Genomic DNA, 21,769 nt, shown 5'->3' with positions numbered 1-21,769 from the left:
TAATCAATGATAACTAGCTAATTAATTTTAAAGGTGGTTGGTATGAAATTAATCTATTCAATATTTTGTAAATTATGTTTTGAATTCCCTGTTTTAAATAAAGGAGGTTCGGAAATTGATGTTTCTAAAATTCCAGAGCACTTACAAAAAGATTTAGGTGTCGATGGTTTTTAAAATTAATCTTATCTTACTTTTAAATTTCTATATATTTTGGTTGCATCATGGGAACGCTAATTTCTTCATGGATAGGAGTTTGAAATTATAAAAAAACTTTCCTATTGATAGTGATTTATTGGGTTAGAAACCAACTTGGAACAATAAAAAAAGCCAGTAGTATGGAATCCACACTACTGGCTTTAATTGGTTTCAATAATGTATGGCTTTTTACATAAAAATCAATTTAGCCACAAAGACTGCCGTTAATGCGTACATACAAATTGAGACATCTTTTTGTTTTCCGGTTGCGACTTTTAATACTGTGTAGGTAATAAAGCCTAGCGCAATACCATTAGCAATCGAGAAGGTTAGTGGCATCATTAATGCTGTGATGGCAGCAGGGGCAGCGTCGGTGAAGTCGTTCCACTTAATGTGTTGCATGCTGCTCATCATTACAAACGCGACATAAATTAATGCGCCCGCAGTAGCGTAACCTGGGATCATGCCGGCCAGTGGTGATACAAAGATTGCCGCAATAAACAATAAGCCAACCACTACAGAGGAAAGACCGGTTCGAGCACCAGCTTCAACGCCTGCTGCACTTTCTACATAACTGGTCACGGGTGGACAACCTACACAAGCGCCAGCAACGCTCGCCACACTGTCTGCTTTTAAAGCTTTACGTAGATCTTTAATTTTCCCTGTGTTTTTATTCATCAGGTTGGCACGTTGCGCTACGCCCATTAGAGTACCAGCAGTATCGAACATGTTAACGAATAAGAAAGCCAAAATAACGCTGATCATTGAAATTTCTAATGCACCTGAAATATCCATAGCCATAAAGGTTGGTGCTAGGCTAGGTGGGGTATCAAAAATACCATTGTACTCGACGATACCCATGAAAAAACCAATCATGGTGACGCTGAAAATACCAATTAATACCGCGCCGAATATCTTACGCTCGCTCAGTACACTGATGATTAAAAAGCATAGTGCCGCTAATACTGCGCTAGGTTGAGTGAAGTCGCCAAGCGAGACTAGTGTTGCAGGGCTTTCGACTACAATACCTGCAGTTTTTAAGCCAATCAGACCAAGGAATAGTCCGACACCAGCGGTCATTGAGTAGCGTAAACTGTGCGGAATACTATCAATAATCCATTCGCGCAAGCTGCTGTAACTCATGGCAACAAATAGCACACTTGAAATGAATACTGCGCCTAGTGCGACTTGCCAGCTATAACCCATTTCACCAACGACGGTAAAAGCAAAAAATGCATTCAACCCCATACCTGGTGCCAGACCTACAGGCCAATTAGCATAAAATGCCATTAATAGGGTGCCAATTGCTGCCCCGATACAAGTTGCCACAAATAGCGCGCCTGCATCCATACCAGAAGTCGCCATAATCGATGGATTAACAAATATGATGTAGGCCATGGTGGCAAAGGTGGTTAAGCCTCCAATGATTTCAGACTTAACGGTCGTGCCATGTTCTTTGAGTTTAAACCAACGTTCGAGTAGCCCTGAGTTTTGGTTGGATTGCTCGCTCTGATTTGTGGTTAAGGTTTCGCTGTTTGAATTTTCCACTGTACTTTTCCTTGTAGAGGGGGCCTTGGAGGACATCCTGCTCTCCATGCGAAAGTTATAAATTACCCAAGTTAAACGAGTGCCGACAGCTAACTGGCACTATGTTGAATGTATGTTGGCAGCGAAAATTAGCTACCGCGATAGGTTGAGAAACTGTAAGGGGAGCAAAGTAGCGGCACATGGTAGTGGCTGTCTTGATCGTTGATACCAAAGCGGATTGAAATATCATCCAGAAATGGCACTTCATCCAGCGTTACCCCTTTTTGCTTAAAGTAGCTTGCGGTGTGGAAAATAAGCTCGTATTTACCCACTTCAAAATCGGCACCTTCTAATAAAGGTGAATCGGTTCTTCCATCAAAGTTGGTGGCGACGGTTTTGATTTTTTGTGCCCCTTGTTCAGTGATGCGAAAGAGTTCGACCTGAATATCGCAGCCCGGCAATCCATTTGCCGTATCCAAAACATGTGTTGTCAGTTTTCCCATAATTAGCTCTGCTTCTTGATTGTTAAAATAAATGGTTAGTTAATGCTGAGTGAGTGAAAAATATTTTGTTATAAAAATGTGATCACTTGAAGTTGATTATGTACACAACATTGTGTTCCGTAAAGGTGAGAGCTTAAAAAATTGGCACTAGATCATGTGTTGAGGTGAATGAGAACTTCATAATATATTTATAATTTAATGATTTTAAATATAAATTTTTTAATCTGTAGGTTTTCATCATCTAGTAAAAAAAAGTTTAATATTCTTGACTTAAAAGTCAGTTTAATTTTGTTTTGGGCTTAAAATAGTGCGCAGGTTAACATGTTGTGAATAAAAATATTTGCCATGTTTTAATAATTGTATACAATCAATAAAACAAATGTTCAGGGCTGTTTTCTGGTTTAGGTTGTATACTTTTAATGTGTACGAATTTAATTCAGATTAATGATACCTAAAGTAATTAGAGTGGCAGTGGAGCGAATGAAAGCTGCAACTTTAAGTACGAAGAATAAAGTATTCAAGGATGACACTAAAAGGAGAAGTTCATGGGTAGTGAGTATCCACGCAATTTAATCGGGTATGGAAAAGATTTGCCTGATGCTCAGTGGCCGAACGAGGCTCGAGTAGCGGTTTCATTTGTGTTGAACTACGAAGAAGGTGGTGAACGCTGTACCTTACATGGTGATGATGAATCAGAAGCGTTTCTTTCTGAAATCATTGGTGCACAGCCTTTCCCTAATGCTCGTCATATTAGTATGGAATCTATTTATGAGTACGGTAGTCGAGCAGGTGTTTGGCGTATTCTGAAGTTGTTTGAGCAATTTAACTACCCACTGACCGCTTTTGTTGTCGGTATGGCAGCCGAGCGTCATCCTGAAGTCATTAAAGAAATGGTAAATGCTGGGCATGAAATTTGCAGCCATGGTTACCGTTGGTTGGATTACCACAAGATTGACATTGATACCGAGCGTGAACACATGCAAAAAGCGATCAATGTGATTAAGGAAATCACAGGTGAACGTCCGTATGGTTGGTACACTGGCCGTAATGGCGTAAATACTCGTAAGCTGGTGGCCGAAGAAGGTGGTTTCTTATATGACTCGGATGCCTATGATGATGACCTTCCATATTGGCATACCGAAGGCCCGAAACCTCAACTGGTGATCCCTTATACGCTTGATGTGAATGACATGCGTTTTGCGACTAATCAAGGTTTTCACACTGGTGAGCAATTCTTTCAATATTTAAAAGATGCCTTTGATACCTTGTATGAAGAAGGTGCAGAAACTCCAAAAATGATGTCTGTTGGTCTGCATTGTCGTTTGATTGGTCGTCCAGGTCGTATTCAAGGCTTAAAACGCTTTATGGAATATGTGCAACAGCATGACAAGGTGTGGGTGTGCCGCCGTTTAGATATCGCTAAACACTGGCATGAATGTCATCCACACCCTGATCTTGTTAAGTAATTGGTATTCATAAAATTATATAAGGAAGGAACCGTGACTCTATTTAAAACTTGCCAACCAAGCCAAATGACCAAAGCAGAATTTGTCGAAACCTTTGCTGATATTTATGAACACAGTCCTTGGGTTGCTGAGCGTACTTTTGATAAAGGTCTGGATTCTTCTTTTGATCAGATTGAAAAGCTGCATACAGCAATGTCTCAAACTATGCTAGATGCCAATCCTCAAGAGCAGCTTGACCTTATTAATGCTCACCCAGATTTAGCTGGCAAAGCTGCAGTAAATGGTGAGTTAACCGCAGCATCGACTTCAGAGCAAGCTGGGGCGGGTATTAGCCAATGTACGCCAGAAGAGTTTGAACAATTTACCGATTTTAATGAGCGATACAAAGCTCGTTTTGAGTTCCCTTTTATCATGGCGGTAAAAGGGGCGAACCGTCACCAAATCTTGGCATCATTTGCTGAGAGAATTAACAACGATAAAGAAACGGAATTTGCAACTGCGATTGCACAGATCAATAAGATCGCTTCGTTTCGGCTTCAAGACATGTAACAAACAAATATATAAAGCGGAAGACATGTAAATCATAAAAGGGAATGAGGACTGTCTGTGCCCATACTCAACGCTATTTAGCGGTATTGAATAGTATTGAGGTTAATACAATAGGGCTCAATAGAGCATAAAAGAACGGAAGGGATATCATGACTGTAGACACCGCAATTTCACTTAAAGTTGAACCATTAACCAAAGAGGCATTTAAACCTTTTGGCGATGTGATTGATAAAGAAGTCAGCGATTACTTTATGATCAACAATGGCTCAACAAGACGCTATCACCGTATGGCAGACGTGGATGTGGCAGATAACGGTGGTGAACCCATCATCAGTATTTTTCAGGCAACCCCTTTAACGTACCCATTGAATATCCAAATGATGGAACGTCATCCTTTGGGCTCTCAAGCATTTATTCCACTTCTTGGTCACCCATATTTAATTGTGGTGGCTGAGAAAGGAGAAGATTTGCAGCCACAAGCGTTGAGAGCATTTTTAAGCAATGGTCGTCAAGGTGTCAATTATCACAAAGGGGTTTGGCACCATCCAGTGCTTGCATTGCAACCAGATGATCAATTCTTAATTATTGATCGTGCTGGTGAAGGCAATAACTGTGATGAAGTGTACTTTGAACAATCAACAGAAATTATTTTGTCATTGGATAATTTACCGAGTGTGAATTAAACAAATTTATCGCAAATAGGTTGTTGATTATTTAGCCGTCTATTGAAGAGCATACCGGTTCACCATATCCCGGTTACGTATGCTCTAGACAAGGAACAGTTTAAGGAGAAAATTATGGATCCGCATATTACGGAATGGCTCAATCTCGCGATTCGTTGGGTTCACATGATCGTTGGTATCGCGTGGATTGGGGCGTCATTTTACTTTGTATGGTTAGAAAATAACTTAAACCGTGTTAACCCAAAAACTGGCTTGTCTGGTGATTTATGGGCCATTCACGGCGGTGGTATTTATCACCTAGAGAAATACAAATTAGCGCCCCCTCAAATGCCAGAAAATCTACACTGGTTTAAGTGGGAAGCCTACTTTACTTGGATCACTGGTGTGTTACTACTTGGTGTAGTGTACTACCTTAATGCCAATATTTATCTGATTGCTCCGGGCTCTGGCCTAAGTGTCGGTACGGCAATTGGTATTGGTATCGCTTCGCTAGTGGGTGGGTGGATCATTTATACCTTATTGTGTGATTCGCCATTAGGTAAAAAGCCATTGCTATTAGGTATTGTGCTGTTTGCTTGCCTTGTTGGAGCTGCTTATGGTTTAAGCCAAGTGTTTAGTGGCCGTGGTGCTTACATCCATGTTGGTGCTATTATCGGTACTATCATGGTAGGTAACGTATTCTTCGTTATCATGCCAGCACAACGTAACCTAGTGAAAGCGATTGAAGATGGTACCGAACCCGATCCTGCGCTACCAGCCAAAGGTCTATTGCGTTCTCGCCACAATAACTACCTAACATTGCCAGTATTGTTCATTATGATCAGTAACCACTTTCCAAGCACGTATGGCTCGGAATATAACTGGTTGATTTTGGCTTGCTTAGCAGTATTCAGTATTTTAGTTCGTCACTATTTTAATACTCGTCATGGTGGTCAGAAGTTTGCGTGGGCAGTACCGGTTGCGGTATTGGGTATGATCAGTCTTGCATTTGTGACGTCAAACAAGATGCCTAGCTTATCTGAACCAAGTGCTCCTGTTGCTCAACAAGAAGCTGCAACTACGACTGATAGCGCATCAGAAACGGCAAGTACAAATGAAGCGAGTACCGAAGTTGCGGAAGCTTCAGTGTTTACTCAAGTACAAAAAATCATGAATGACCGTTGTGTGGAATGTCACTCAGCAACGCCTACCAGCAATATGTTTGCAACGGCACCAGCGGGAGTTGTACTTGATACACCGGAAGAAATTCAAACTAATGCACCACGTATTCAATCACAAGTCCAGACTCGTGTTATGCCACTTGGTAATTTAACTAAGATGACAGATGAAGAGCGGGCATTAGTGGTTGATTGGGTAAGCGATGGTGCGAAGATCTAGCAAGTACTCTCTTAATTAAATTCAGTTGTTATACTTATTTGGCACCCATTGTGGTGCCTTTTTTTATCATACAAATAATTCTTTTCTGAATGTAAATGATATAGATAAAACACTAAATAAGTTCTATTCTCAAAGTGCAAGAAACAACCAACTTTCATTTAGATAAGGATAGTAAAGCTATGACGGATTCAAGGCCCATCCCACAAGAAGCATTTGATTGGTATGATGAATATGCTCACGGACTGATTGACCGACGCGAATTTTTTTCACGTTTAGGCGGTTTGGTTGCTTTAGGTTTTACCATGACGACACTGACTTCAGCTTTGTTGCCGAATTATGCGTTAGCTGAACAAGTATCGTTTAACGATCCTGAAATTGTAGGCAGTTATAAAACTTTTCCATCACCTAAAGGTTATGGGGAAGGGAGAGGCTATTATGTGGAACCAAAAAATAAAGAAGGAAAGCTTCCCGTTGTTTTGGTGATCCATGAAAACCGTGGCTTGAATCCTTATATTGAAGATGTGGCACGCCGTTTAGCCAAAGCTGGATTTATCGCATTTGCCCCAGACGCACTTTACAGTTTAGGTGGTTACCCGGGCAATGACGATGAAGGTCGCTCAATGCAAAGCTCTCTAGATAAAGCCAAAATCGAAGAAGATTTTATTGCCGCTGCTCAGTTTTTAAAATCGAGTGAACGCAGTAATGGCAAATTAGGTGCCGTGGGTTTCTGTTTTGGTGGCTATATTACCAATATGCTTGCAGCAACTATTGGCGATGATTTAAGCGCAGGGGTACCGTTTTATGGCACGCCTGCGGAAAAATCAATTCGCCCCAATATTACCGCACCACTGGTTATTCAGTTTGCTAGTGAAGATAAGCGTGTAAATGCGACATGGGCTGAATATGAGCAAGATTTAAAAGCTGCAAAAGTGGATTACAAAGCATATATTTATCCTAATACTCAACACGGTTTTCATAACGATTCAACTGGTCGTTATGCGGAAGAAGAAGCGGAATTAGCGTGGAGCAGAACCGTCGATTTTTTTAATCAAAAATTAGCTTAATCCCAATAGCCTTCCTACCGCATAAGGTGGCCAGTATGTATGAAGTATTTGGCCACCTTATGATGACAATTTTCAAATTTCTTGTTATTTCTTTTCTCATTATCTATAAGATATTGACGACAACACCTTAAAAATTCTCTTTTTTTTATGATAATCAACTACGCTTGTTATTAACGAGCACACTTATCATTTCAGCAACAGGAGTAGCTATGAATATTATTATGTTTTTAATTATCGGTGCGATAGCAGGTTGGCTGGCCGGTCAGATTATGAAAGGGTCAGGTTTTGGCGCAATAGGCAATATTGTCATTGGTATTGTGGGCTCTGTGGTTGGTGGGTTCACTTTTAGCTTGTTGGGGTTATCATCAGGAGGATTGATAGGATCACTAGTGACAGCAACTGTTGGAGCGGTAATACTGCTTTATATTTCTAGGCTTATTAAGTCATAGTTCTGTCTCGAACAAAACTTAACCACGAAAGATCAGCAGGCAATGTATGAACCATTGCCTGCCTTAATTTTTATTATGCCTTTTTAATTTCCGCTAAAATCTCTATCGCCTTGCAACGCTTTTCATGATCATACAAATCATTGGTAAAAATAAATTCATCTATGCCTAATTGTTTGATCATCATTTCTAAACGATGTTTTACCGTCGCAGGGCCTCCGGTAATCGATAAAGCTAAAAAATTATCGACATAAGCTTTTTCCTGTTCATTCCATAGCTCATCCATACTGTCGACTGGTGGTTGTAGCCATAATTCTTTACCACGAATAAGCGCTAACGCTCGTTGTTTCGTAGTCGTTGATAAATATTGTGCTTCTTCATCAGTTTCGGCGACGACTAGTGGTAAACCAAGCATTACATAAGGTTTATCAAGAACTTCTGATGGTTGAAATTCTGCACGATATAGCTCTATTGCATCATGCATAAAACGGGGAGCAAAGTGGCCAGCAAAGGCATAAGGTAGTCCTTTTTCTGCGGCTAGGCGTGCGCTAAATAAGCTTGATCCAAGTAACCAAATTGGCACATTGGTATTTTCACCGGGCATGGCACGAACTTGGCTAAAGCCGTTGTAAGGGCCAAGTAAGGTTTGCAGTTCTTCGACTTCGATTGGAAATTCATCGGCACGCTTTTCATCACGGTTAAGAGCACGACTGGTGATTTGGTCGCTACCGGGCGCTCGTCCTAAACCAAGATCAATTCGACCCGGATATAAACTTTCTAATGTGCCAAATTGCTCGGCAACCACCAGTGGTGGGTGGTTGGGAAGCATAATACCGCCAGATCCCACTCGGATGTTGTTGGTGCCGCCAGCAATGTAACCAATTAAAACTGACGTTGCTGCGCAAACAATCCCTGCCATGTTGTGGTGTTCAGCAAGCCAAAAGCGGTTATAGCCTAGCTTATCGGCTAGTTGTGCGTATTTAAGGCTCTTTTGTAGTGTTTCTCCAACCGTTGAGTCTTGGCGCATGGGTGCTAATTCTAAGAGTGAAAATGGCACATCGGCGAGAATAGACATAGTGATTCCTTACATGTTTGGTTGGATGAATAAAATTCACCTAATTATTGTTAGTTCATTAACGGTTTATCGCTAAGCGTTTTGTGTAGGCAAAGGTTTTGAACGCTTTTCTCGAGTAATAAAAAAACACATCAGAGAAGCAAAGGTAACTAATGCAACGCCTTGCCAAAATGAGTGGCTGAGACTTACTTCTAAGTACACCGCAGAAAATAACGTGGCAAAGATTGGGATAAAGTAGGAAAGCGTACCTAGCAAAATAATATTACCGCCAACAATAGCATGATTCCATAAAGCATAACCTGAGCCGATTGTTATACCAGCTATCAACACCGTCACGGAGCTTTCCCAAGTAAAAGTTAAGCTAGGCTCTGAACCCATGGCATATTTGATCCATAAGGAGGTAGCCGTTGCCATAAAAAATAGAGAAATAGGGTTTTGTCCATTACTCATTTTTTTAGTGATTGTGCAATAGACTGCCCAAATCAATGCGCCAGAAAAAGCGAGTAGGTATGGAATAGGATTACCAATAACATTCTGGCTGATAAGCGCTATGGATAATGGTTGTTCGCCCGATATACACCATGCGACACCAATAAATGCCAGCGCAATGCTTGGATAGAGCAAAGGGTTCACCTTTTTATTACTGACAATCACACTGAGCAAAATGGTTAACGCAGGCCATAGGTAATTGATGATCGCCATTTCCATTGACTGGCGACGGCTATTAGCTAAACCAAGTGATAGGGCTAAGCAAATTTCATAAATGACAAATAAAATGCCACCAACAATCAAGTATTGTTTTGGAAATTGCTTGAGGCGCGGAACTCCCATTACGACAAACAGAAATACAGTACTCACAGAGTAAATCATTGCTGCACCCGCGGTTGGGCTAAATAATTCAGAGATATCACGAATTAATGCGGTGAGAGAACTCCATAATAGGATAGCGAGTATACCGCAGAGTGTGTATTTGTGCTTGGTTAGAAAAGACATAGTAGTAACTTCGCCAACAGTTATGTGTGAGAGCTGAAAGTAACAATAATGTGATTCAGAGGCAATGTAGAACTTAGTTGAAATAATCGATATCAATTTCGATACGTTATTGATGTTAAAAATTCCCATTAGTGGTTTTTAAAATATTTATTTTTGAGATAGAAAGTGAAAGTTTATGGTTTGATTAATGTAAATACTCATCCATTTTATGGCTATTAAATTAACCTTAATAAGAACAGTTACTTAATCGGAAGTGTTAACAATAAAATTTAATATTCAATTTGCTAAATTTTACTTTCTGAACCTATCCTTTAGTGGTAGATTCGCACCGCGCGAAACCAACTTGTGGGCAAATAAGGAAAATAATTATGAAAAAAACATCTATTGCCATCATCGTGATTATCGGTGTGGTAATTGGCTGGATCACTTTTGGGGGGACCCAAGCAGTGCTTCATGCCACCTCTACCACTGAATTCTGTGTCTCATGCCACACTATGGAAAAACCTCTTCATGAGTATCAAGGTTCGGTGCATTTCAGTAATAGTAAAGGTGTGAGAGCTGAATGTGCCGATTGTCATATTCCTACTCACAACACGGTTGATTACCTTTGGACGAAAATTCGTGCTTCTAAAGACATTTATCACGAGTTTGTGACGGGTAAAATTGATACTGATGAAAAGTATGAAGAGCACCGTTTAGAAATGGCACAGACGGTATGGGATCAGTTGAAAGCGAATGATTCTGCAACCTGTCGTTCTTGCCATAGTTTTGATGCGATGGAGCTTTACGATCAGCCAAAAGGTGCACGTGAAATGCACATGGCAGCACAAAAAGATGGTCAAACCTGTATTGATTGTCACAAAGGTGTTGCACATATGGCCCCACAAATGAAGCTTGATACATCTGAATTTGATCATCTTGTTGATATAGCAAAAAATACGCCAGCAGATGCAAAAGAAGTATATGCATTGAATTCTATTAAAATGGGTGATCTTGCCACTATTAATCCAACAACAGCGTTAACGGTTGATAAAGCTGATGGGACGAAACGTTCAGTGACAGTATCTGGCTATCAAATGAAAGGTGCAGAACAAATTCTGTATTTTGATAATGGTAAGCGTGCCATTCTTGCAAGCTTAACTGAAGATGGTCAAAAAGCATTGAAAGTGGGTGAATATGAACAAGATCATTATGGTAATGAGTGGCGTAGTGCGACGTTAACAGGTGATATTGATAGTCCTGTTTTAGCGTCACGCGAACCAATGTGGAAGTACGCAAAAGATTTAGACAATGTTTATTGTTCTACCTGTCACGCGAAGATCCCTGCTGATCACTTTACCATGAACGCATGGCCATCAGTGGTAAAAACCATGGGGTCGCGTACTGATATCTCAGATGCAAATTTAGAGATTTTGACTAAATTCTTCCAATACCATGCGAAAGACATGAAAGGACAGGAGTAAGAATGATGAGCAATATGAATATCTCCCGTCGTGGGTTTTTAAAAGGTGCGAGTGCTTCAGCTGGAGCATTAGCGATCAGTAGCATTGTACCGTTGCCAGCTTCTGCCAATTCAAATATTTCTGAGCGTGGTTATGTGATCACGGCTGGTCGAATGGGTATTTTGAAAGCCAAAGTGGAAGACGGTAAATTAGTCGAAACCACGAATGCTTTGCCACAAACTGTAGTGAATCATTTGCAACAGACTGGTCCTTCTCAAGTTTATACTAAAGCACGTGTTAATTATCCAATGGTCCGTAAAGGGTTTCTTGAGAACCCCGAAAATCCAACGGGTGTTCGTGGTAAAGATGAATATGTTCGTGTCTCTTGGGAGCAAGCACTTAAACTCGCTCATGAGCAACATATGCGTATTCGTAATACTTACGGCCCAGAAGCGATTTATGCGGGTTCTTATGGGTGGCGTTCAAGTGGTGTTTTGCATGATGCACGTACTCTACTTCAACGTTATATGGCGCTATCAGGTGGTTATGTTGGATATTTAGGTGATTACTCAACGGGGGCGGCGCAAGTCATCATGCCTTATGTTGTGGGATCAATTGAAGTGTATGAGCAACAAACGACTTACCCTGTAGTGTTGGAGCATTCTGACGTTGTGGTACTTTGGGGAATGAACCCTCTTAATACTTTGGAAATAGCGTGGACAGCGGCGGATGGTCAAGGTTTAGAATTTTTCCATCAACTGAAAAAATCGGGCAAGACCGTGATTGCTATTGATCCTATGCGCTCTGAAACAATTGAGTTTTTTGGTGAAAATGCACAATGGATCGCACCAAACCCAATGACCGATGTGGCGTTGGCAATGGGGATCGCCCATACCTTAGTGAAAAATAAGCAACACGATGAAACCTTCTTAAACAAATATACGCAAGGTTTTGCTCAGTTTAATCAATATCTTCAAGGTGAAACGGACGGTATCGTTAAAGATTCTACTTGGGCGGAAAAGATCACAGGTGTTTCCGCGAAACAAATAGAAGTATTGGCGGATATTTTTTCGAAAAATCGCACTATGCTGATGGCGGGTTGGGGTATTCAACGTCAACAGTTTGGTGAGCAACGTCATTGGATGATCACGACACTGGCCGCTATGTTAGGCCAGATCGGTTTACCTGGTGGCGGTTTTGGCTTCTCATACCACTATTCAAATGGTGGTAATCCTGCCCGTGATGCAGGTGTGTTACCAGCAATGACAGCCACTATAGATGAGAAGTTTACTGCAGGTATTGATGTAGGTAGTGTGGTCAACGCATTCCCTGTCGCTCGTATTGTTGAAGCCATGGAAAATCCAGGAAAAGAGTATCAGCACAATGGTCAAACTCGTACTTTCCCACATGTTCGTATGTTATGGACATCGGGTGGTGCGAATTTTACCCAACATCAAGATACTAATCGTCTAGTTAAAGCGTGGAATAAATTAGATGTTGTGGTAATTAATGAAATTTACTGGACGGCGGCAGCCAAACACGCTGATATCGTATTCCCAATTACGACCAGTTTTGAGCGTAATGATATGACGATGGTTGGTGATTACAGTAATCAATTTATTGCGCCAATGAGGCAAGCTGTTGAAGCTCAAGGTGAGTCTAAAAGTGATTTTGAAGTGTTTGCATCACTGTCTGAATATCTGTTTAAGGGAGGCCGCCGCGTTTATACCGAAGGCCGCGAAGAAATGGAATGGCTGCGTGATTTTTATAAGAAAGCACAAAAAGGTGGGCGTAATGCACGTGTGCCAATGCCTAATTTCACCAAGTTCTGGGAAGCGAATGAATACCTAGAAATGAAGTGGAATGAAGAAGCAGCCAAATTTGTGCGTTTCTCGGAGTTCCGTCAAGATCCTGTAATGAACCCACTAGGTACGCCAAGTGGTAAGATTGAAATCTACTCGAAAACGCTGGAAGGTTACGGTTTAAAAGATTGCCCAGCTCACCCAACTTGGTTGGAACCAACTGAATACACAGGTTCTGCTAAAGAAGGTGAGTTACAGTTAATGACCGCGCACTCAGCATACCGTTTACACAGTCAGTTCAACTATGCTGATATTCGTAAAGAGTATGCGATTGCTGGTAAAGAGCCGATCCTTATCAACAAAGATGATGCGGCAAAACGCGGCATTAAAACAGGTGATATTGTTCGAGTGTTTAACCAACGTGGCCAAGTCTTAGCGGGTGCTGATGTGACTGATGGCATTAAGCAAGGTTCAGTGTGTATCCATGAAGGGGCATGGCCAGACTTTGATCCTAAATTGGGTATTTGCCGTAACGGTGGGCCAAATGTTCTGACTTTGGATATTCCAACTTCACGTTTAGGTAATGGCTGTGCTGCAAACTCAGCGTTAGTTAAAGTTGAAAAGTGGATAGGTGATGCACTTGAAACACAGGCTTTCTTGCCGCCAAAAGGCGCAGATGCTTAGCCGTTAAGCCCTGTCCCTAATAATAAAAATCCGAGTCAAATGGCTCGGATTTTTTAGGTTTTCAATTTATAAAAATCGGAGGATCAAATTTTGCTTGGTTTATCTGCATTTTTACGCTGTTTATAAAAATAATACCCACCAATTAATGCCGCCATAGCACTACTTAATGCACCTAAAGCGAGCGACCATCTTGGGCCGTAATGATCGGCTATCCAACCAACAATTGGTGCTCCAATAGGCGTACATCCCATTGCAATTGCCATACGTATCGCAATCACTCTGCCACGCATGCTTGGTTCGGTAGTTAGCTGTAATAAACTATTACTGGATGTATTGAAGGTTTGCACTGAAATACCTATTAACATAAGTGTCGCGCCAAATAGCCAATAATTGGGGCTAATCGCAGCTACCGCGAATCCAATGGTGAGCACTGTACAACCTACGACTAAAGATCGCATATTCGGCCCTTCACTTCGGGCTGAGAATAATGCTCCTGCAACCGAACCTACCGCCATTAATGTGGTTAATAAACCAAAATGCCCAACCCCAACATCAAATACTTTCACTGCCATAGTTGAAATGAAGATTGGGAAGTTAAGCGCAAAGGTGCCAATCATAAATAGCATAAAGAAAATGGTACGTAGGTCAGGGCGGTTCCATGAATATTGGAAGCCTTTTAATAATGCTCCTGGGCCTTTGGCACTACGTGTGCTTGGATGTAATTCATCAAGTTTGAAATGAAAGAGAGAAAAAATTACGCCGATAAATGAGAGTGCATTAACGATAAATACCCAACCAGTGCCAATGCCTGCGATAAGCAATGCGGCCAAAGAGGGGCCGATCATGCGAGCTGAGTTAAACGAAGTAGAGTTTAGAGCGACGGCGTTGGACAGATCTTTATCACTGACTAGCTCGGTGACAAAGGTTTGCCTGACAGGTGCATCAATGGCTGTCGTACATCCCAAAATAAACGCGAAAATATACACATGCCATAGTTCAATATGCCCGGTTAAGGTGAGAATGCCGAGTAATAATGGTAATAGAGCTAATAATGATTGAGTGATGATCAGCACTTTTCGACGATCAAATTGGTCGGCAATGTAACCTGAAAATGGTAGCAATAATGCGTGTGGGCCAAATTGCAAAGACATCACAATACCGACAGCGGTGGCATTATGGTGAGTCAACTCTGTCAATACCAACCAATCTTGAGCGGTACGTTGCATCCATGTACCGATGTTAGAGACTAATGCGCCAATAGCCCATAGACGGTAGTTAAAAAATTTTAGCGAGCGAAATGTGGCTTTAAATGCCGAAGCCATAACAGACCTTATTGTAAAATGAGTATGTGAAGAAATTCACAAAAGGAGTGATATGTTACTCCGTTAGGTCAAGAAGCCCAAATTCCAAAAACATATTAAAATAAGCATTATTATGACTAAATGAGGTTAAGTGATAATAAAGCTCATTTTTTGTAAAAAATACGCCTTAATACATAATGAAAATAAAGGCCAAAATATTTTTCATCTCCTCACACTATTTAAAAAATACAGTGCTAAAATATGTGACTTAAATCACGTGTCGACTTTATCTGCAGGATCTTAAATATGACCGAAAGAGTACCTCGCCATCAACAATATTTACGAGTATTGGCGATGGGTTTTAGTGCTTTTATTTTTAATACCACCGAGTTTGTGCCTGTAGGTATTTTAACCGATATTGCTCAAAGTTTTGATATTACCACGGCGAAAGTTGGCTGGATGCTGACTATTTATGCTTGGGTGGTGGCGTTGTTTTCACTACCTCTAATGTTGCTTACTCGTAAGGTTGAACGCAAGACATTACTACTGTGCTTATTTGGTGTGTTTTCTGCCAGCCATATTTTATCTGTGGTGGCATGGAGCTTTCCGGTCTTGGTGATAAGTCGTATTGGCATCGCACTTTCTCATGCGATTTTTTGGTCGATTGCCGCCGCGATTGCGATTCGAGTGGCACCTGTTGGTAAAAAGACTTTTGCGTTGAGTGTATTAGCAACAGGTACCTCTTTGGCGATGGTTTTAGGCGTACCACTTGGGCGTTTGATTGGTCAATGGTTTGGTTGGCGTGCCACCTTTGGTGTGATTGGCGTGATTGCCTTTACCATGATGATCATCCTAGCCCGCTTGTTGCCAGCTTTACCTAGTGTGTCATTGGGCAGTTTGAAGAGCTTGTCTGCGGTATTTAAAAAGCCAGTACTACTTGGTTCATATTTGTTTATCTTTTTGATTTTCACTGCTCATTACACTAGCTACAGTTACATTGAACCTTTCATGCATGAAGTTGGGCAAGCTAATAGCTACTTTACGACTTTTTTACTATTACTATTTGGCGGTGCTGGGATCGTGGGGAGTGTGATTTTTGGTGTATGGGGTGAGCAGCACAATACCAAGTTATTAGTCGTCAGTGGTGTCTTATTGATCATCTGCTTGTTGATGCTGAATGCGGTGGCTCTTTCTCAATGGGGCATCAGTAGTCTGATCTTTGTGTGGGGAATCGTTTTGATGCTGGTTCCGGTTACCATGCAAGTAAAAGTATTCAACATTGATAACGATGCTTTTGAAGTTATTATGTCGATGTATTCAGGCATTATTAACTTAGGTATAGGCGCGGGCGCATTATTGGGTGGGAAAGTGATTATCCACCTAGGCTTAACCAATGTTGGGTACGTTGCTTCTGCTATCGGTTTTGTTTCGATGCTAGTACTTGTTACCTTATTACGTAAGTATCCGATTTTGCGTTAGATTTGATTTTCACTCTGTCCATTTCAAGTTGGGGAGAGGTTTTGCATTTTCTAAATGTATTATTGAGTGAAAAAGTCACGTTTAAGTGTTTTCAGGGGCAGAATGCCCTATATTTTTAATAAGTTATTTCTTTAACCCTTGGTAGTTGAGACTGCAACTTTGTTGATGGTGTTCATTCGCCTTATTGTGGCTCCAATTACTATGGATATATTTATTCAATTTAGAGGAATTGATCCTTATGAAGCCCATTGATGAAGCTTCTCGCGTGTTTGTGAATAACATGGTCGAATCTGCCATCCGTATCGGTTTGATCTTTATTTTGGTGTGGGGCACATACCACATTGTTCAACCTTTTATCTTACCGGTACTTTGGGGGGCAGTCATTGCTGTTGCATTGAACCCAGTTGTTAATCTCTTAACCACTCGTATAAAAAGTAATCGTACCGTTGCCGCAACTATTGTCACTGTTGCTAGCATTGTGATCCTTATTGTCCCTTTTGCGCTGATCTCAACGTCTATTTATGACGGATTGATGTATTTGACCAATATGGTGACATCAGGTGAATTAAAAGCATGGACACCAAATGTAGCAATAAAAGAATGGCCTTTAGTCGGAGAGAGAATTTTCGATGGGCTGACCTATTTAACGCTGCATATTAAAGAGCTGGTAGTTCAGTTTCTGCCACAGATTAAAATGGTGCTGACAAAAATGCTATCAACCTTTGGTAGTGGGCTAGGTAGCTTGATCATGTTTTTATTATCACTGGTGATTGCAGGTGTCTTCATGGCTGCGAGTCAACCGATTTCGAATGTTGTGACTCAAGTGTTTGAGCGTAGTGCCGGAGATCATGGTAAGCATTGGGCGAATATGTTGGCAAATATTATTCGTAGTGTATTGGTTGGCGTTATCGGTGTTGCATTTATTCAAAGTGCTATTATCAGCGCCGCATTATTTACTTTTCATATACCTGCTGCAGGGTTAATTAGTTTATTGGTACTCGTATTGTGTATCGCCCAGCTCCCGGCTATTCTTCCTCTATTACCATTATTTGGTTATATGTATATGACGGCAGATACGACTTCATTCATCATCTTTACTATATGGGGACTATTAGCGGGCCTTGCGGATAATATCTTAAAACCTATTTTAATGGGACGTGGCTCAGTTGTGCCGATGCCCATTGTCGTTATCGGTTCCCTTGGGGGTATGATGTTCGCTGGAATTATAGGCTTATTCTTAGGAGCGGTCATCTTGTCACTCTGGTGGGGAGTGTTTATGGTTTGGCTAGAAGCAGAACAAGCCGAAAAAATAAAATAAATATTCTTCCATTTAGTGGTTAAGTTATTTCAAAGCAGTACTTATCTTTTTATAAGTGCTGTTTTTTTATACGGTTTTCCATGTTTATGTCCATTACAATAATTGATTGATTATATTGTGCGCACTTAAACAAAAATGTGCATAAAAGGGCTTTTTTTTTATCTCGGTTGTGGCATAGTAACTCCCGTCTTCCAAAGACAGCTTACCTAGTAAGCGTGCGTCGTATAATGGCTATTACCTCAGCCTTCCAAGCTGATGATGCGGGTTCGATTCCCGCCGCACGCTCCAAATCTTTTCTAGTTAAAATTCCTCGTAACGCATTGAAAATTAACACTCTTTATTGAGTGGTTTTGTGTTTCCGTTATCCCCGTTCAAACTCGCTAAATTGGTTCGGTGGCCAAACGGTGGCCATCTGGTGGCCACTACTATTTTTCAGCCAGATTTTTAGGACAAGCCGCAATCCTCAGCCCAATATTAGAAAAACTAATCGATTTTGTTTTGTTCGAATAATTCTCCAACTGAAACTTCCAAGTAGCTACAAAGAGCATCAACCACTTCAAGATCAATTCTTGTCGCTGTTTCATTGTATAAGCGAGTAATGGTTCCTCTGTTAATACCTGTATCCCTTGAAACGTCAGCAATTTTTAGTTTCTTCTCACCTAGTATTCTAGATAGATGACACTTAATCATGTTCCCCTCTCGATAAAAATAACCTCCTGCGGGTCAAAAATGGTTTCAGTAGATAATTGTTGTGCTACATTTTGTTCTTCAGGAGAGCATTAAGCTTTCTTGTGAGTAAATTAACCTTTCAGGAGAGTATACGATGAGTTTGACGTATCTGACAACTAAAGAGCTTGCTGAGCGAATTAAATATGATGACCGTACAATTCGAGAGCAGTTGAAAGACTCCGTTTTATTTGAAGGCGTGCATTATGTTCGTCCATTTGGCGGTAGAAAAATTCTATTCCTTTGGGAGCGAGTTGAAGAAGAAATGCTGAATGGTATGACAATAGATTCTTTAATTACAGGGTTATAAGGAGAAATTGTTATGGGAGTGATTAATGTTAGAAATAACAAATTGGTGCTTCAATTTCGGTACCTTGGGAATCGGTGTCGTGAGCAGACTCAATTACTTGATACGCCTGCTAACCATAAACGATTACAGAATTTGTTAAAACGAATCGAAGCAGAGATTGTAATAGGAACCTTCAAGTACTCATCTTATTTTCCAAATAGTAATAATGCTAAAAAGTATAGTGCTCTAGATGAGAAGAAACAGACAGCGAAGGAATTCTTTGAAAGTCCTAATTCACCGCGATTTGAAGAGTTTAGTAAAACTTGGCTTGCCGAAAAACAAGTTGAATGGCGAGTTGGTCACTATGTAGACGTAGAAGGGGTGTTGAATAATCACATTCTACCTAGATTTGGTAAGAAGAAGATCAGCGTCATCACTAAACAAGATATTCTTTCTTTTCGAACTGCTCTCGCCAAAGTTCAAGGACGAAGAGGAAAGGAGCTATCCCCATCACGGATTAATCATATAATGACACCGTTAAGAATGATCCTTAATGAAGCCGCTGATCGATATGAGTTTATTTCGCCATGGCGCAATATTAAAGCTTTAAAAGTGCCGAGAACGGAAGTCGACCCATTTAATTTTGAAGAAGTTGAGAGAGTCATACAATCTGCCCCTGATGAATATAAGAATTATTATATCGTTCGCTTCTTTACTGGCTTACGCAGTAGTGAAATTGATGGATTAACTTGGAAGCAAATAGATATAGATAATAAGCGGCTCACTGTGTCACAAAGCCTTGTTCGTGGAGTTGTAGGCTCGTTAAAGACGGATAGTTCCTATCGTACAATTGATTTGCCAACACGAGTTGTAGCGGCTCTAAAGTCTCAAAAATCAACGTGCAAACCAAGGCAGCCTTTTGTGTTTACCAATCAGAAAGGACTTCCATTAAATTATCAAGTTGTGTCTCGCTCTGTTTGGTATCCAACGCTAAAAAGGGCAGGCTTGAAAGCAAGGAATCCCTATCAGACAAGGCACACTTATGCCACTTTATTATTAGCGGCAGGTGAGTCACCTGAGTGGATTGCAAACCAAATGGGACACACTACGGCGACAATGCTCTTTCGAGTGTACTCACGTTACGTGCCGAATTTGATGCGTCGAGATGGTACTGCCTTTGAAGCCTTATTGCAGACAGAGGTGGGGTGATGAATTATTCTCCTTTAGCTATTCATTGCACTAGTTTGTGCTTTGATACTATTCAAAGCCAAGATTTCGATAAATTAACACTCGAAGAAATTGAAGAGTTCAAGCAGGAGATCTACTGGTTATTGAGAGAAAGAGCTTTTATGTGGCCACACCACTATCAACGTGAGCATGAGTTTTTAGAAACAGTTACTATGAGTATTGTTGGTATTCTTACTCAGTGTCGAATTCATAGAACCGCTCGAAATACATCTTGGATTCTGTTCACTTTAGAAAAGAGTATAGAGAAAATCATTTATTCTCTTGTAAATTAGTTAATTAAACGTAAGTGGTCAACTGATGTTGGCCGCATTGTAACAGATGCTTATTTGAGGAGTGATGCTGATGAAAATAAGTTCGATGAAGTACGCTTTAAGCTTGCTTGAGCTAAGTGTCAAGAAGACAAGCCTCTTATTCATCATTCAAATAAAGGCTAACAATATTGCTCTCAAGAATACTAGGAACTTTATTCTAAATATTTTGTAAGATGTTCAACGACGGATGGTTATAATTAGTATCAAACTACTTTAGTTGAACTAAAAACGGAGCTTTTACTACAGAAATCAAGGCCACAGATGAGACAAAAATGAAGCATTGCTTATGTCGTGTATCGTGATTTTTACGGCTGTAATCAAGGTGAAGTTTGAACTACGACTGCTGTGAATATTAAGTTTTTCTATTTGTATGATTATTTGATGTTCTTCAAAGTTTATAGAATGAGTTACAACTTTGCTGTTTTTCTTTGTGTGTGTATATTGGTTTGCTGATATGATTAATCTACTTAACAATTTTTTCAAAATTGGTTGATTTAAATAGGTGTGATATGGATAAAAAGAAAACAAAACGCAGATACTATGAAGTCGGGTTACAAATTGAAGATTTACTATACTCTGGTGTTTTTAAGGCAGGGGAAAGACTACCTTCTGAAAGAGAGTTAAGTGAACGATTTGATAGTAGTCGTGCGACAATTCGTGAAGCAATCATTATGCTTGAATTAAAGGGGCTAGTTGTTGTTAAACAAGGTGCAGGGATATACTTTATCGATTCTCCTGAAAAAATTACGCAGCGTACGGTCATTCCATACAACGATGTTGGCCCTTTTGAATTGTTGCAAGCTCGTCAAATTATTGAATCTAACATTGCTGCATTTGCTGCTTCTCAAATTAAAATTAACGAATTACGTGAATTGAAAAGAGTGCTGGATATGCAAGTTCAAGAATTGAACGGTGATAGTGAGAAATTTGAAGAATTGGATCGTATGTTTCATTGTTTAATCGCTGAATCTACACAAAATAGAGTGTTAATTAATCAAGCAGCAGAAATGTGGCGAAATGTCCGTGTAGAGAACCCCCTTTGGAAAGCGTTAAATGATAAATATTTGCATGAACCTCGATTAAAAGAGAGTTGGTTACAAGATCATAAAACAATCTTTATGGCTCTACAAAGAAAGTCACCGGAAGAAGCAAAGCAAGCTGTGTGGCAACATATTGAGAACTCTAAACAAGAGTTACTAAAAATTGCAAGTTCAGATAATGGCGTAGAAGCTGATTTAGATGACTATTTTTTCTCTATGGATATGGCTATCTAACATTCGATATAGCGATA

General features: G+C 40.4%; 21 protein-coding genes and 1 tRNA gene. 16 read left to right on the top strand and 6 right to left on the bottom strand.

All coding sequences use genetic code 11. The annotated features are described in order from the left end of the window. Positions 1 to 42 precede the first annotated feature (42 nt). Positions 43 to 174: a hypothetical protein gene (locus tag QQJ93_RS12020; RefSeq protein ID WP_284186096.1), complete on the top strand. Its 132-nt coding sequence runs from the start codon at positions 43 to 45 to the stop codon at positions 172 to 174. A 210-nt stretch (positions 175 to 384) separates the two neighbouring features. Here QQJ93_RS12020 and QQJ93_RS12015 read toward each other — a convergent pair whose 3' ends face one another. Both QQJ93_RS12015 and uraH read right to left on the bottom strand, forming a co-directional pair. Next, positions 385 to 1,743, bottom strand: coding sequence for an NCS2 family permease (locus QQJ93_RS12015; protein WP_089123723.1), 1,359 nt, complete (start codon positions 1,741 to 1,743; stop codon positions 385 to 387). Between the two features lie 128 nt (positions 1,744 to 1,871). Beyond that, on the bottom strand, positions 1,872 to 2,225 hold the full coding sequence (uraH, locus tag QQJ93_RS12010; RefSeq protein ID WP_027695732.1) for a hydroxyisourate hydrolase: 354 nt from the start codon (positions 2,223 to 2,225) through the stop codon (positions 1,872 to 1,874). Positions 2,226 to 2,770: 545 nt separating this feature from the next. Between uraH and puuE the strand changes: the two genes are divergently transcribed. The 6 genes from puuE (at position 2,771) to QQJ93_RS11980 (ending at position 7,813) form a co-directional block, all read left to right on the top strand. Beyond that, positions 2,771 to 3,691, top strand: a complete 921-nt coding sequence (puuE, locus tag QQJ93_RS12005; RefSeq protein ID WP_089123722.1) for an allantoinase PuuE — start codon at positions 2,771 to 2,773, stop codon at positions 3,689 to 3,691. 33 nt (positions 3,692 to 3,724) lie between these two features. Further along, a complete protein-coding gene (gene uraD, locus QQJ93_RS12000) occupies positions 3,725 to 4,240 on the top strand; it encodes a 2-oxo-4-hydroxy-4-carboxy-5-ureidoimidazoline decarboxylase (protein ID WP_089123721.1) in 516 nt (171 codons plus the stop codon). Positions 4,241 to 4,389: 149 nt separating this feature from the next. Next, positions 4,390 to 4,923, top strand: a complete 534-nt coding sequence (locus QQJ93_RS11995; RefSeq protein ID WP_089123720.1) for an ureidoglycolate lyase — start codon at positions 4,390 to 4,392, stop codon at positions 4,921 to 4,923. A 114-nt stretch (positions 4,924 to 5,037) separates the two neighbouring features. Beyond that, positions 5,038 to 6,300 carry a urate hydroxylase PuuD gene (locus QQJ93_RS11990; RefSeq protein ID WP_089123719.1) on the top strand — a complete coding sequence of 421 codons (1,263 nt, stop codon included), beginning with the start codon at positions 5,038 to 5,040 and terminating at the stop codon, positions 6,298 to 6,300. Between the two features lie 179 nt (positions 6,301 to 6,479). Further along, positions 6,480 to 7,364 carry a dienelactone hydrolase family protein gene (locus QQJ93_RS11985; RefSeq protein WP_089123718.1) on the top strand — a complete coding sequence of 295 codons (885 nt, stop codon included), beginning with the start codon at positions 6,480 to 6,482 and terminating at the stop codon, positions 7,362 to 7,364. 209 nt (positions 7,365 to 7,573) lie between these two features. Then, on the top strand, positions 7,574 to 7,813 hold the full coding sequence (locus QQJ93_RS11980) for a GlsB/YeaQ/YmgE family stress response membrane protein (RefSeq protein WP_089123717.1): 240 nt from the start codon (positions 7,574 to 7,576) through the stop codon (positions 7,811 to 7,813). Positions 7,814 to 7,886: 73 nt separating this feature from the next. Here QQJ93_RS11980 and QQJ93_RS11975 read toward each other — a convergent pair whose 3' ends face one another. After that, complete coding sequence (locus tag QQJ93_RS11975) at positions 7,887 to 8,885, bottom strand: LLM class flavin-dependent oxidoreductase (RefSeq protein WP_089123716.1); 999 nt, start codon at positions 8,883 to 8,885, stop codon at positions 7,887 to 7,889. 72 nt (positions 8,886 to 8,957) lie between these two features. Next, on the bottom strand, positions 8,958 to 9,878 hold the full coding sequence (gene yddG / locus QQJ93_RS11970) for an aromatic amino acid DMT transporter YddG (protein WP_089123715.1): 921 nt from the start codon (positions 9,876 to 9,878) through the stop codon (positions 8,958 to 8,960). 368 nt (positions 9,879 to 10,246) lie between these two features. Here yddG and QQJ93_RS11965 point away from each other — a divergent pair, with 368 nt between their 5' ends. Beyond that, complete coding sequence (locus QQJ93_RS11965) at positions 10,247 to 11,341, top strand: NapC/NirT family cytochrome c (RefSeq protein ID WP_089123714.1); 1,095 nt, start codon at positions 10,247 to 10,249, stop codon at positions 11,339 to 11,341. Between the two features lie 5 nt (positions 11,342 to 11,346). Continuing rightward, on the top strand, positions 11,347 to 13,806 hold the full coding sequence (locus QQJ93_RS11960) for a molybdopterin guanine dinucleotide-containing S/N-oxide reductase (protein WP_089124505.1): 2,460 nt from the start codon (positions 11,347 to 11,349) through the stop codon (positions 13,804 to 13,806). A gap of 83 nt (positions 13,807 to 13,889) precedes the next feature. On the opposite strand, the gene QQJ93_RS11955 is transcribed toward QQJ93_RS11960, so the two are convergent. Next, positions 13,890 to 15,128, bottom strand: a complete 1,239-nt coding sequence (locus tag QQJ93_RS11955) for an MFS transporter (RefSeq protein WP_089123713.1) — start codon at positions 15,126 to 15,128, stop codon at positions 13,890 to 13,892. Between the two features lie 285 nt (positions 15,129 to 15,413). On the opposite strand from QQJ93_RS11955, the gene QQJ93_RS11950 reads away from it, so the two are divergent. From QQJ93_RS11950 to QQJ93_RS11940, 3 genes are all read left to right on the top strand, one after another. Next, positions 15,414 to 16,586: a sugar transporter gene (locus tag QQJ93_RS11950; protein ID WP_089123712.1), complete on the top strand. Its 1,173-nt coding sequence runs from the start codon at positions 15,414 to 15,416 to the stop codon at positions 16,584 to 16,586. Between the two features lie 238 nt (positions 16,587 to 16,824). Further along, positions 16,825 to 17,904 (top strand): AI-2E family transporter, encoded by a 1,080-nt coding sequence (locus tag QQJ93_RS11945; RefSeq protein ID WP_089123711.1) that lies wholly within the window; start codon positions 16,825 to 16,827, stop codon positions 17,902 to 17,904. 213 nt (positions 17,905 to 18,117) lie between these two features. Then, positions 18,118 to 18,192: transfer RNA gene (locus tag QQJ93_RS11940), tRNA-Gly, on the top strand. 195 nt (positions 18,193 to 18,387) lie between these two features. Here QQJ93_RS11940 and QQJ93_RS11935 read toward each other — a convergent pair. Then, positions 18,388 to 18,594, bottom strand: coding sequence for a helix-turn-helix domain-containing protein (locus QQJ93_RS11935; RefSeq protein ID WP_089123710.1), 207 nt, complete (start codon positions 18,592 to 18,594; stop codon positions 18,388 to 18,390). A gap of 133 nt (positions 18,595 to 18,727) precedes the next feature. Here QQJ93_RS11935 and QQJ93_RS11930 point away from each other — a divergent pair, with 133 nt between their 5' ends. The 4 genes from QQJ93_RS11930 (at position 18,728) to QQJ93_RS11915 (ending at position 21,752) form a co-directional block, all read left to right on the top strand. Next, positions 18,728 to 18,940 carry a hypothetical protein gene (locus tag QQJ93_RS11930; protein ID WP_089123709.1) on the top strand — a complete coding sequence of 71 codons (213 nt, stop codon included), beginning with the start codon at positions 18,728 to 18,730 and terminating at the stop codon, positions 18,938 to 18,940. Positions 18,941 to 18,952: 12 nt separating this feature from the next. Further along, positions 18,953 to 20,128, top strand: coding sequence for a site-specific integrase (locus QQJ93_RS11925; protein ID WP_089123708.1), 1,176 nt, complete (start codon positions 18,953 to 18,955; stop codon positions 20,126 to 20,128). Next, on the top strand, positions 20,128 to 20,439 hold the full coding sequence (locus QQJ93_RS11920) for a hypothetical protein (protein ID WP_089123707.1): 312 nt from the start codon (positions 20,128 to 20,130) through the stop codon (positions 20,437 to 20,439). The genes QQJ93_RS11925 and QQJ93_RS11920 overlap by 1 nt, the downstream gene beginning before the upstream one ends. A 548-nt stretch (positions 20,440 to 20,987) precedes the next feature. Further along, positions 20,988 to 21,752, top strand: coding sequence for an FCD domain-containing protein (locus tag QQJ93_RS11915; protein ID WP_089123706.1), 765 nt, complete (start codon positions 20,988 to 20,990; stop codon positions 21,750 to 21,752). Positions 21,753 to 21,769 lie beyond the last annotated feature (17 nt).

The sequence above is a fragment of the Vibrio algivorus genome (genome assembly GCF_030161215.1).
Classification (GTDB): domain Bacteria; phylum Pseudomonadota; class Gammaproteobacteria; order Enterobacterales; family Vibrionaceae; genus Vibrio; species Vibrio algivorus.
Note: the sequence above shows the minus strand (reverse complement) of the source record. Positions and strands in the feature narration are given on the sequence as shown.